Genomic DNA, 12631 nt, shown 5'->3' on the forward strand with positions numbered 1-12631 from the left:
TCATGCGCAAATTAAAATTTACGATCAGGAAGTTGCGGGTAATCTTTTTTAACAGATTGGCCTTGGGGATATTGTTTTGCTTTGGAGTGCATGCAGAATCGTCTACCGTACTCCAGACACAAAATAAGTTAAAGCAATTAGATGCACAAATTAACAGTCTCCAACAGACCTTAAACTCTGCTCATGACAAACGCGGTGTTTTAAATAAAGAATTATCGGAGACTGAAAAACAAATCGGTGAAGGAGTTCACAAACTGCACTCCATTCAAGAGGATATCAAAAACAAAGAAAATAAAATTACTGACTTACAAAAACGCGTAAATCAGTTAAATCAACAACTGAGTACCCAACAACAATTATTAGCCAATCATGTTCGCGCTCGTTATCAAATGGGCGAATATCAACCCCTTAAATTGCTACTTAACCAAGATGCTCCGAATAAAGTAAGTCGAATTTTAACCTATTATCAATATGTCGTTAAATCTCGGCAACAACTGATTGAGAAAATAGATAATACGCGCGCGAGCCTAAGTGAGAGCAAAGAAAAACTGCGTACAGAGCTTAATGCAAACAAACAGCTCAAAACCGAGCTTACTCAGCATCAAGATCAACTCCAAAAAAATAAAAGTTATCATACTGCCCTGATTCAATCCTTGAATCATGAAATTCAAGATAAACAAAACACCTTGCGTGATGTACGCAAAAATAAGGAGAATTTGGCACGATTACTTAAGTCATTGGCACAACAAAGTATTGCTCGAGAAGATAAATCCCTGCATCAGGCGAGCAGTCCATTTAGTCAGATGCGCAAAAAATTGCCGCTTCCAGTCCAGAGCCAGAGCCGATCGCTACGAAAAATGAACCAAGGAGTGACATTTTTTGCCGAAGAAGGAGCCGTGGTTACTGCCGTTTACCCAGGAAAAGTAGTATTTAGTGACTGGCTTAAAGGCTATGGGCTACTTATTATTATTGATCATGGACAGGGTTTTATGACCTTATACGCTCATAATCAATCCTTATTCAAAAGTAAAGGTCAATATGTACGTCAAAATGAACAAATTGCAAATGTAGGTCATAGCGGCGGAATTAAACAAAACGGTCTATACTTTGAAATAAGACTAAGGGGAAAGGCGATTCCACCACTTAATTGGTTGTCATAAGTGAACCCTGGCACCTTAATTGCATTTCAATAATTATAATAAAAGAAGATGGCTTATGTAGTAGCCTTGCATCTGAGGAGATCGCTATGTTGATAAGAAAACTATATCCATCCACGCTTGCGATAGTATACGCTTTTACTCTTATGTTACCTCTGACAGGCTTTGCAGATGATGAGGCGAATACGTCTACAAGCTCCAGTACCACTTCTAAAGCAGTTCCTTTAGAAGATGTTCAACGATTTTCCAATGCAATAGGTGAAATTAAAAAATACTATGTCAAGCCTGTTGATGATAAAGAACTTTTCGATAATGCAATTCGCGGCATGCTCAATGGTCTTGACCCTCACTCAAGCTACTTGGATGAAGAAGAGTTTAAAGAGCTGCAAACATCAACTAGTGGTGAGTTTGGCGGCTTAGGATTAGAAGTGACCATGGAGGAAGGAGTTGTCAAAGTGGTTACTCCCCTGGTTGACACACCAGCATTTAAAGCCGGCATTAAATCTGGCGACTATATTATCAAATTAGGAAAAGAGTCTGTACAAGGACTCTCGCTCAAAGATGCAGTCAACCTGATGCGCGGCAAAGCTGGAAGTACTATTCAATTGACGGTATTACGCAAAGGAGTGAACAAAGCGCTTACTTTCGATCTAGTACGAGAAGTGATTCAAATTAAGAGCGTACAAAGCAAAATGCTCTCTCCAGGCTATGGTTATATCCGTTTAACTCAATTCCAAGCGTTAACTGGAAAGGATATGTTACAAGCCATTGATCGACTAAAACAACAATCTGGTGGAAATTTAAAAGGCCTGGTCCTGGATTTACGTAACAACCCAGGAGGCTTGCTTGATTCAGCCATTCAGGTTTCTGATGCATTCCTTGGTAAAGATAAGTCAGGTAAACCAGAAACAATCGTTTCAACTAAAGGACGTTTACCTGGTTCAGACTTTACCGCCTTATCCAAAGGCGAAGACGTTTTACATAATGCACCAATAGTTGTATTAATCAATAATGGTTCTGCATCTGCTGCTGAAATTGTAGCTGGAGCACTTAAAGACAATAAACGAGCTGTTATTCTAGGTACAACAAGTTTTGGTAAAGGCTCAGTGCAAACTGTATTACCTTTAGATGAAAAAACAGGGATTAAGTTAACTACGGCTCTTTATTACACTCCTTCTGGAACTTCAATTCAAGCCAAAGGGATTGTACCTGATATCGTAGTCAATGAGTTAGAAATTCCTAAAAATGCTCCTAAGTCCCCTGATCTTACTGGATTTAGTGAAGCAAACCTTAGTGGGCACTTACTCAATAAAAATAATGAGGGAAATGCCAAAGTCAAAAGCGCTAAAGCTCAAGTAGAGGATTTAATGCATAACGACTACCAACTTTACGCCGCTTTAACTGTCTTGGAAGGCATGTCATTAGCTAACAGATAATTATACTTGTACACAAAAAGGAGCCTACTTAGGCTCCTTTTTTTAGCTTGTAGCACTCACCTTAGCTTGATTCATTATTCAATCATCTTAATCCCGGTTGCTTGCAACCGGGAATGGAACACGTTTGAATATCATAAAATCAGGCGGTAAGGGTCTGTTTCTTATAAGAAACCCCATTTTTACCCAAGTTAAATCTACCCATTACTCCTGTTCCTGGATCAAGCGCCAAAAGATGTGATGCAACTACCTGGCTAGAAAAATCAGAATGAGTCTTCATAGCAAGCACCGCGCTATTATGAATCATATGAAATATATCAAAAGCATAACCTGCTTCGCTCACTGGATGACTGAAATATTCCTGTTTAAATTGAGCAATAAACTCTGGTTTTAATGAGTGAGTCAAAACAGCAGCTTGTTTGTGGTTGGGGCTTTGTGCTAAGAAATTATTTTTCCCATCAGCAATTATCGAATCATCGGTCAGACAAAAATGAATAAGATTATTTCTTTTTGCTAAAGGTGCAACTAAAGACCCACTATCAGCACCCTCAGTTATCAGTACATTAATGTGGTGTGCATCAATAAATTTTTGCAAGGTTTTTGCTGTATTCGCAGTATTTGGCATTTTATCTAGAGTATAAAATTCATAATTAATATCTGAGGATTTAAGTTGATCACGTGCAATTTCCATTGCTCCTAACATATTTCTACCAATAAAAGCAGATTCACTAGAAAAAGGGGCATAAATACCAACATTGATTGTCATCTTGGTTTTATTTGTAGAGTCACTGATGTTAGATGCAGCGTCGCAAAAACCTGTCATTAGTGATAAGAAAAAAGTACCCAAAATAGCGGCATAAAATTTTGATAAAAAATGGTTCATATTCATCATCCTAATTGATTAGACTCTCTTGCTCTTCCATTCAAAGGATTGCTGAGTTCTTTGCTCCTCCCACTGCGCTACTCTAGATGCGCACGAGTAGTTTTGAAGCAGGAATTATTTTGATAGCTACCTAAGAATAGTAAAATCATTTTGCTATGAATGGAATCTAAATACAATGGTTGGGATTTAATAATAATTATGCGATAATCATTCGCAAAGTGATATTTTTTAGAAAATAATGAACTATATTAAATCAATTTTCGTTCTGAGCAGCCTCTTTTTTTTCTCTTTTGCACAAGCTAATGTTCAATCACATTTTAATCAAATAAAAAATGATCCGAATTCCTTATATACGTTTTTTAAGAGCATGCCTAAAGGTGGGGAGTTGCATTACCACTTATCGGGAGGTGCATACCCTGAAATCATGCTGGAACTAACATCTAAAGATAATTATTGCTTGAATACAACCACTTGGACGGCCAGTAAAAATCCTTCTGTTTGCAAAGGCGTGGAAACAAAAGATCTGTTTAATCATCCCGACCTCTATGCAAACGCGATAAAAAGTTGGTCTATGAAAGATTTTGTTCCAGGAAAAGAATCCGGCCACGATCATTTTTTCAATTCATTCTACAAATTCAATGCCATAGTCGCTGATCATCAGCCTGAATTACTTGCATCAGTAATGCAAACTGCAGCACTACAAAATGAACACTATATGGAAGTAATGATTTTACCTGATAATGCGCATTCACTCAGTTTTGGCGATATGCTCAAGGACACGACTTCATTTAGCCAAAAAAGAAAGCTTCTCTTAGCAAACCCAGACTTTCAAAATAATGTCAATTTTACGGCAATAGAATCAAATCGTATTTTACAACAAGCACACCAAGAACTCGGTTGTGAAAGCAATCCAGAAAAGAAAGTCTGCCAAGTAAAAATTAAATTTCTATACTATTCACTTCGAGAACAATCTTCAGACAACCTGTTTGCACAAACACTGAATGCGTTTGAGGCAGCAGCCCAATCTATAAAAAATAAGGGTGCTCTTGTTGGTGTTAATTTAGTACAACCAGAAGATGGCATTATTTCTTTACGTGACTATCGTAAACAAATGCAAATATACCAATACTTACATAAGGTGTACCCACAAGTTAATATTGCCTTACATGCTGGGGAACTAACCCAAGAAATTGTTACTCCAGAGGATTTGGAATATCACATTCATGACGCACTCTTTACTGGCCAAGCCCAAAGAATTGGACATGGAGTGGATATTGCCCAAGAGCATAATGCAAAAAAAACCTTAGACCACATGGCAAAGCATCATAAAGCGGTAGAAATTAACCTCATCAGTAATTTAAAAATATTACAAGTCTCTGGTACAAAGCATCCTTTGAATTTTTATCTTAAGCACGATGTCCCAGTTGTATTGTCTACCGATGATGAGGGTATTTTACGCACCAATTTAACCCAGCAATATGTAGAAGCTGTATTAAACCATGGCTTAGATTACCAAACATTAAAACAAATCAATAGGAATGCACTAACCTATTCGTTTTTACCTGGAAAAAGTATTTGGTCTGATGCAAAAAATGCCGAATTGACTCATGACTGCCAAGATTTAGAAAGCGATAGTTGCCAGCAATTCATCAAAACCAGCGAGAAAGCCCAACTACAGAGGGAATTAGAACAACAACTGCATGCATTTGAAAATAAATTTTAATAGTTCCGTTCACCCAAGCTACAACACAGCATGTTTAGGTCGGGCCTTGGCTCGACAATTCCTTGTGATTAGTAGGTTTATGCAAATAAAAGATTGGGTTGGTTAACACACTGCGCTCGGGTCACTTCAGAGCAATTACATTGTCGGGCCAAAGCCCGACCTGCTACCTTGTTATCCTTCCAAATATGCAGACTATTTATTGAAACCGGTACGAATTACACTCTAAAAGGATCGCGTAAGATAATTGTCGAATCACGCTCAGGGCCTGTTGATAATAAATCAATAGGCACATTCAGTAGATTTTCTATTCGTTTTAAATAAGCTATGGCATTAGCAGGCAAATCGCTCATATTCGTGACATCAGCTGTAGGCTCTTGCCAGCCAGGCATTTCTTCATAAACGGGCTCTAAACCTTGGAAATCAGCCGCTGCTTGAGGCGGACGAGAAATTAAATTACCCTTTTCATCTTTATAAGCAACAGCAATACGTAATACATCTAATTTATCCAAAACATCCAACTTTGTGATGCATAATCCCGTAATACTATTTAACTCAATTGAATGTTTTAACAAAACTGCATCAAACCAACCGCAACGTCTAGGTCTGCCAGTAACAGCACCAAACTCTTGGCCACGTTCAGCAATTTGTTTCCCTACTTCGTCAAAAAGTTCTGTTGGGAAAGGACCACCACCAACACGGGTAGTATAAGCTTTGGTAATTCCTAAAACATAGTCGAGGTACTTCGGACCAAATCCGGCACCATTAACTACTGAACCAACGCAAGTATTTGATGAAGTCACAAAAGGATATGTTCCATGATCAATATCTAGATAAACCCCTTGAGCGCCTTCAAATAAAATATTATCCCCACGCTCTCTATGCTCATGCAAACAAGCAGAAACATCACAAACCATAGGACGTAATTCTTCAGCCCATTGTAGTGCTGAATCCAATAAAGGTTGTAAATCTAGGGCAGGCTGCTTGAAATATTGTGTCAAAATAAAATTATAGTAGTCTAAAAGATCTGCTAATTTTGTTGCAAAGCGCTCAGGATGAAATAAATCACTGACTTTTAATGCACGACGAGCAACCTTATCTTCATATGCAGGACCTATGCCACGTCCAGTAGTGCCTATGGCAGAGTTCCCCATGTGCTGTTCGCGCGCTTTATCCATAGCAACATGACAAGGAAGAATCAGTGGGCAAGCCAAGCTAATACGTAAACGGGAGCGTACATCAAGTCCACTTTGTTCCAGCTCTTTAATTTCCCCCAATAGAGCATCAGGTGAGAGAACTACCCCATTTGCAATATAACAAGTCACATGAGGTCTCAGCATACCTGAGGGAATAAGACGTAGAACTGTTTTCACGCCATTAATTTTTAAGGTGTGGCCTGCATTATGGCCGCCCTGATAACGCACAACAGCTCGTGCATCTTGCGTTAATAAATCGACAATTTTACCTTTGCCTTCATCGCCCCACTGTGTTCCTAAAACAACAACATTTTTACCCATGATCCACTCTTAAATTTGCAAATGCTATTCGCAGCTAAAACTGAGAACTTCAGAACCCAATTTCAACACAATTTATAACTACACATTCTACCCGATTCCATATTGACACATCTTAAATGAAAAACATCCTGAAAAAGCGCTCTTATAACCATGGCCCTTTTTCAGAATGTTTTTTGTTCAAGCTGCCTACAAATATAGGCATTTCTCCAAGATTTGGTATAGAGGTGAATAGTTACCAAAACTCGACATTATAGTTACTTTTTAGCAGGTACACCATCATTTTTTGGTGTGGATTGCTTAAAATAATCGAAAAATGCGCTACTTTGATCCAACACTAAAATGTCTTTTCTACTTTTAAAACTCCCTTCATATGCAAGCAAACTACGATATAAAGCAAAAAAATCTTTATTTTTACCGTAGGCATCAGTGTAAATAGACGCCGCCTGTGCTTGCCCAACAGCTCGTACTTTTTGTGCATTACTACGCGTTTTTGCCAACAAAACCATAACATCAGCATCTGCCTTAGCTTTTATCTCTTCAGCAGCCGCTTGGCCATCAGCTCGATGTTTGTTCGCAATTTTTTGCATATCCGCCCGCATACGTTGATAAATCGCATTACTGGTATTGGCCGGTAATTCGATTCCTTTAATACGCACATCAACCACGTTAATACCTAATCCACCAGCTTGTTTTTGAGCAGCTTTACGCAGTAATTCCATAACATCATCACGCCCACCCGATACTACTTCTGGAATAGTACGTTTACCAAACTGGGCACGTAATAAGGTGTTTAATTGTTGCTCTAGTAATGTTTCTGCTTTAAATTCATTACCGCCTGTAGATTTAAAATATTGAGCCAAATCAGTAATATGCCATTTAACATAATAGTCGACCATGACATCCTTTTTTTCTTTGGTCACAATACGAGTCGACTTGATATCCATAGTTTGAATACGCGTATCAAAAATGCGTACGTTTTCGATAAATGGTATTTTAAAATGCAATCCAGGATTCAATACTTTAACCTTATCAGTCAACTCATCATTAACTAAACGGCCTAAACGCAAAAGAATTCCTTGCTGACCTTGGGTTATAGTAAAGACACTAGTCAATAAAAATAGAAGTAGTAAAAAGATCAAAATACCAAGAGTTCTACCGGTAGTTTTCATTGTTAATTTCTCCCTTGTCGATAAACAGGTCTGGTGAACTCACGACCATCGACCAAGTTTTCTGTCTCGTTGGATTCATCACTTTCCGCTTTGCTATTTTTTGCGGTCTCTGTTGGAAAACCCGAGGTCTTTTCAAATAGCTTATCTAAAGGGAGATACAGCAAATTCCCTGATTTACTATCAACAATGATTGTACTACTACTGCTTATCACTTTTTGCATCGTTTCCAAATACATACGTTCCGCCATAATCTTTGGCGCTGCAGTAAATTGAGGCAATAAAGCCAAAAACGCAGAAACTTCCCCTTGAGCATTCAATACAAGTTGCTTGGAATAGGCTTCAGCTTCTTGTTGGATACGACTCGCTTTTCCTTCTGCAATCGGAACTACTTTCGCCGCATAAGCAAGAGCTTGTTCTTTAAAGCGTTTTTCATCTTCTTGTGCTTTAATTGCATCGTCGAAGGCATCTTGTACACTTTCAGGTGCACGAGCTGGCTGTGGCGCGACATTAACGATAAAAATACCGGTTTTATATAAATCCAGTGTTTTTATCAAAGTCTCTTGAACTTGGTTGCCCCAAACCTCTCGCCCTTCAGTAATCATTTGATCCAATGTAGTCGTCCCTACAACTTGTCTCAGCGCACTGGAAGTCGCTTGTTGTAAACTTTCCTCAGGATTAGCAACATTAAATAAATATTCGTTCAGATCACCAATGCGATATTGTACAGCCAAAGACACCGACACCAGATTTTCATCACTAGTAAGCATTTGTGCGGAGTAAGAATAATCCAACACTCGGTCAACATTCATGATAATTTTGGAAGAAATAATTCGTGGTATCCAATGTGGCCCTGGACCTACCGTTTCCACATATTTACCAAAGCGAAGAATCACTGCTTGCTCCGCAGGATCGACAATAAAGACACCAGACAATACCCACAAAATAAAAGCAAGCAAAATAACTATAGTAGTTATTAAACCACCATTCGATTTTTTGGAAGGCTCATTACCCACTTTATTGGAACCTCCAAATAACATTTTCTTCAATTTGTCATGAACGCGTTTAAACGCTTCATCCAAATCTGGAGGTTGATTTTTACCCTTCCAGGGATCTTTGCCTTTGTCCGGCTCATTCCACCCCATGTACTACTCTCCCGGAGAATTTTAAGAAAATTAGAATTCTATGGGGTATATGAAGTTTAAGCAAGTTCTCATGCTGTAATTAGCTCAATCCAAATTTTTAGTATTCCCCATAAAGTTGGCATTTCTTAGGCAGTTCATACTAAGAGAATAGGATACTTACCTGGCTTAGATCGGTTATAAAATAGCAATTTATGAGTTTCTACTGACATTTTCCTCGAAGATCAATATCCCAGACATCAACTACAATATCATTCTCAGTAATAAAAAATTGATCAAATAAATTAATGGTTGGGTCGCAATGAGGAACAACCAGTTCTAAAACTTCACCATAAGCAGGTAGTTGAGCTCCAGGTACTGCAGTCACTTTACCGTGCTCATCACCAAATCCACCCCAATCATATTCCAATCCCTGATGGCTGATAATTTGCGGTTTATGATGATCCACATAAATGGATTTTGTACCTGCATCAACGGTAACATGTTCTGTTCTATTGTTACTGATAACCGTGGTCAAAAGAGTCATTGCCGGCTTAAAAGTGTTAAATCGCCGCTCATTACTTTTCGAGCCAATCACTGTATATTGCACATCCATAACGGTATACGAACCCGGTTGAATCTCTGTTACTGCAGTCGCCTCAACATCAATATCATAAGTTCCTGTTCCACTTCCTGTTAATATGGGACAATTAAGCCCCTTTTCCCGTAGATTTTTTACAAGATCACTCGCCATTTGCATGGTCTGTAATGATTTGCTTTTTCGTTCGCTAAACGAGGCTATGTGTTGTAAATTACCTGCATAACATTGAACTCCCATCAACTTTAACCAAGGTAACTGCTGCAGTTCTAGAGCAAAATTTAAGACGTCCTCTGGTTTAACTCCAGTACGTCCAATCCCTGGATCCACATCAACTAACACATTGATCACTTTTTTATTGAGCATACCTGCTTCATTCAAAGCAATCATATTTTCTCTATTATCGACAACCACCAAAGTAGAAGAGGCTTTTTCCAGGCAGGAAATAAGCTTAGAAATCTTATTCTTTGTGACAATTGGTGAGGTAATCAGTATATTGGCTATCCCATTTTGAATAAGAACTTCAGCCTCTGAAATTTTCGCAACGCTGACACCTATTGCACCATACTCGACCTGTAAGTGAGCTAATTTGGAGCATTTATGGGTTTTACAATGCGGTCTGATATTTATATTCGTTGCAATAGAATGCTGTCTCATAACCTCTAAATTAGATTTTAGGATGTTTTTATCAATGACTAAGCAGGGAGTATCCAACTCTGTTTTTTTTAATCCCACAGTTGCTTTTGGCATTTTATTCCTCTGAAAAAAACTAATCCGTACTCAACATCACTCGAATTCCCACATAAACCAACAAGCCACCAAATATGCGGGTCAAAACAGTTTGAAAATTAGCCAAGGCTTTTCGAATATTATTTGCCTGCAGGAATAAAACTAATAAAGGCCAATAAATGGAAGATTCAACGATGAAAACCCCAGCAACTACAGCTTTATCACTAATTGATGCGTTAATTGAAACAAACTGGGTAAATAAGCTAAGTAAAAAAACTGCAAGTTTTGGATTTAAGGCATTACATAAAACCCCTTCAATATACGCTCTGGAAGCGGTTATCTCTTTTAATGAAGAACGATCCTGATGTATTTGGGTAGATTGTTTTGATTTTAAACCTTTTAATCCAAGATAAATTAAATAACCTGCACCTGCATATTTTATAGTCGTATAAAGAACAATGCTCTGAGTAATAACGAAGGCTAGCCCTAAAATACAATAAGTTGCATGAAAAAAGCATCCAGTAACAATACCCAAAGCAGTGGCTAGAGCCTGACGTTTAGGATATAAAAGTGCATTTTTTGTAACCAATATAAAATCTGGCCCTGGACTAATCATGCCAATAAAACAAATCACGGTTAAAAGTAATAAGCTAATATTCATAATCGCTATAAAATAAAATATTTTCCGATTGATACCAATTTTAATTCAATACCCATGTTACGTCCATTCATGAGCATTCGTTACAAGAGGTGGGCTCCATTAAAACGCCACGGTTTCCACCTCCACTACCGATGACAAAATGTTGTTTTGTACTCTTCTTAACTCTTGAATGTGGGGCTCCCAGTTGAATTTTCAATGGACTCATGCATCTCCATTTTAGGTAATTTCTTAAACATATCATCATAGATGATCTGTGTTCTACTTCCAGGATTACTACCCGCGTATTGTTTTACTGTATCCCAACTACATTTTCCTTCGGCTATCATCCCATGCATAGTACTCCAAGTAATTCTTTGGTTCTGATAAGCTTCGTTATGTCGCTTGACAAATTCCGCATAGAGTTTGAATGGAGGCTCATTCCCTTTTAATGGCACTGCGGCAGCGGTTGGTAATTCGGGACTATCCATACTTCCTTCTTGACGACGGCTGTATTTGCGCGTGACTAATCGTTCAATGATAAAAGCTGCGTCACTCTGTCTACCAAAAAGCTGGCGCAACGCGCTTCCCCAAGAATGATCTACATAAATTATGTTGTACAATGCACTGTCAACCACATGGCATCGGTGTACAAAAGGATCAACCAATTTGGGCCTGGAATCCATATAATTATCAATTTCTTTGAGTAAATCACTACGTTTGTCGGCCAATAATTGACATAGAGCCTCACTTCGAGGGGGTTCTGCTCCACTACAAAGCAACATAGCAACACCTCGAAGTAAATCTTTATTATTGCGGTCACGAGCCAAGCGCTTACAGAGCGCTTCTATTGCATTACTGCCTGTTTTCTCATCTTCCTCAGGACAACTTTCCGCTTCCAACTTCAAGTCTTTTACTGGAGATTCATCCAATAAAGCTTCAAGAGCCTTTATTTTACCTTTTCGTGCCGCTAAGAGCAGCGGAGTATCTTTCCTCACCCCCACAGGATTAGCCACATCAGCACCAGCTCTTACTAAATTAATCACTCCAGAAGTAAAATCCAATACTATAGATTGATGTAGCGGTTGAAAAGGAATACGGGCTTCTTTAAAGCGAGTCGTTGCATTTACATCGGGATGGCACATTAAAATTTTTATTAATAATTCACGCTTTTTGGTAGGTAATGCTAAAGACAATAAAGTACGTCCATCTTCATCGCGTTTATTGACATCAAATGCATGAGTATCCAAAAGATGGAGAGCCAGTTGAATTTTGCCGGTTGTAATTGCTTGATGCAAGGGCAGGCCAATGTTTTTATCCTGAACTTTACTTAGTATAAAATCAATAAATTCAGTCAAATCAGAAGGGATTTCCCTGTCAACAGAACCTACATTTTTTCTCTTGTGTTGTTGAATCAAATAATTCAAGACAGTCATTTGAACACCACCCTTCATCCAGAATGGATGCTCAAGATAACTCTTATCGATTAGCAGCTTCTGTTCAATAAACTCTTTGAATCCTTCTAGTCCTAATTTTAGAGCTGCATTTATTTCCATGATCAATTCCATATTACGTCCCCTGTAGTGTTACTTCCGGATTTATATTACACATTGGACAATAGAAGATCAAAAGATTAGTTAAAATTTCTACAACGCTAATTTTTAAAAGAA

10 protein-coding genes are annotated in these 12631 nt (G+C 38.3%); 3 read left to right on the forward strand and 7 right to left on the reverse strand.

Going from position 1 to position 12631, the window contains the following annotated elements:
• Nucleotides 1-2 precede the first annotated feature (2 nt).
• Both Lste_RS09465 and Lste_RS09470 read left to right on the forward strand, forming a co-directional pair.
• Entirely contained in the window at nucleotides 3-1160 is a 1158-nt protein-coding gene (locus tag Lste_RS09465; RefSeq protein WP_193393396.1) for a murein hydrolase activator EnvC family protein, read from the forward strand.
• An 86-nt stretch (nucleotides 1161-1246) separates the two neighbouring features.
• Nucleotides 1247-2593 carry a S41 family peptidase gene (locus tag Lste_RS09470; RefSeq protein ID WP_058510779.1) on the forward strand — a complete coding sequence of 449 codons (1347 nt, stop codon included), beginning with the start codon at nucleotides 1247-1249 and terminating at the stop codon, nucleotides 2591-2593.
• Nucleotides 2594-2732: 139 nt separating this feature from the next.
• Here Lste_RS09470 and Lste_RS09475 read toward each other — a convergent pair whose 3' ends face one another.
• The gene (locus tag Lste_RS09475; protein ID WP_058510780.1) at nucleotides 2733-3473 is read right to left on the reverse strand and encodes an ABC transporter substrate-binding protein; all 741 of its coding nucleotides are present in this window, start codon (nucleotides 3471-3473) and stop codon (nucleotides 2733-2735) included.
• 238 nt (nucleotides 3474-3711) lie between these two features.
• Between Lste_RS09475 and Lste_RS09480 the strand changes: the two genes are divergently transcribed.
• Complete coding sequence (locus Lste_RS09480) at nucleotides 3712-5196, forward strand: adenosine deaminase family protein (RefSeq protein ID WP_058510781.1); 1485 nt, start codon at nucleotides 3712-3714, stop codon at nucleotides 5194-5196.
• 215 nt (nucleotides 5197-5411) lie between these two features.
• On the opposite strand, the gene Lste_RS09485 is transcribed toward Lste_RS09480, so the two are convergent.
• The 6 genes from Lste_RS09485 to ankC all read right to left on the reverse strand — a co-directional run bounded on the left by Lste_RS09485 (nucleotide 5412) and on the right by ankC (nucleotide 12517).
• On the reverse strand, nucleotides 5412-6710 hold the full coding sequence (locus Lste_RS09485) for an adenylosuccinate synthase (protein WP_058510782.1): 1299 nt from the start codon (nucleotides 6708-6710) through the stop codon (nucleotides 5412-5414).
• Nucleotides 6711-6964: 254 nt separating this feature from the next.
• Nucleotides 6965-7879, reverse strand: coding sequence for a protease modulator HflC (gene hflC, locus Lste_RS09490; RefSeq protein ID WP_058510783.1), 915 nt, complete (start codon nucleotides 7877-7879; stop codon nucleotides 6965-6967).
• Between the two features lie 2 nt (nucleotides 7880-7881).
• The gene (gene hflK, locus Lste_RS09495) at nucleotides 7882-9021 is read right to left on the reverse strand and encodes an FtsH protease activity modulator HflK (RefSeq protein WP_058510784.1); all 1140 of its coding nucleotides are present in this window, start codon (nucleotides 9019-9021) and stop codon (nucleotides 7882-7884) included.
• Nucleotides 9022-9220: 199 nt separating this feature from the next.
• Nucleotides 9221-10345: a DSD1 family PLP-dependent enzyme gene (locus Lste_RS09500; RefSeq protein WP_058510785.1), complete on the reverse strand. Its 1125-nt coding sequence runs from the start codon at nucleotides 10343-10345 to the stop codon at nucleotides 9221-9223.
• Nucleotides 10346-10364: 19 nt separating this feature from the next.
• The gene (locus Lste_RS09505) at nucleotides 10365-10985 is read right to left on the reverse strand and encodes a LysE family translocator (protein ID WP_058510786.1); all 621 of its coding nucleotides are present in this window, start codon (nucleotides 10983-10985) and stop codon (nucleotides 10365-10367) included.
• A 158-nt stretch (nucleotides 10986-11143) separates the two neighbouring features.
• Nucleotides 11144-12517 carry a Dot/Icm T4SS effector AnkC/LegA12 gene (ankC, locus tag Lste_RS09510; RefSeq protein ID WP_272947118.1) on the reverse strand — a complete coding sequence of 458 codons (1374 nt, stop codon included), beginning with the start codon at nucleotides 12515-12517 and terminating at the stop codon, nucleotides 11144-11146.
• Between the last annotated feature and the right edge of the window lie 114 nt (nucleotides 12518-12631).

The sequence above is a fragment of the Legionella steelei genome (assembly GCF_001468005.1).
Taxonomy (GTDB): Bacteria; Pseudomonadota; Gammaproteobacteria; order Legionellales; family Legionellaceae; genus Legionella; species Legionella steelei.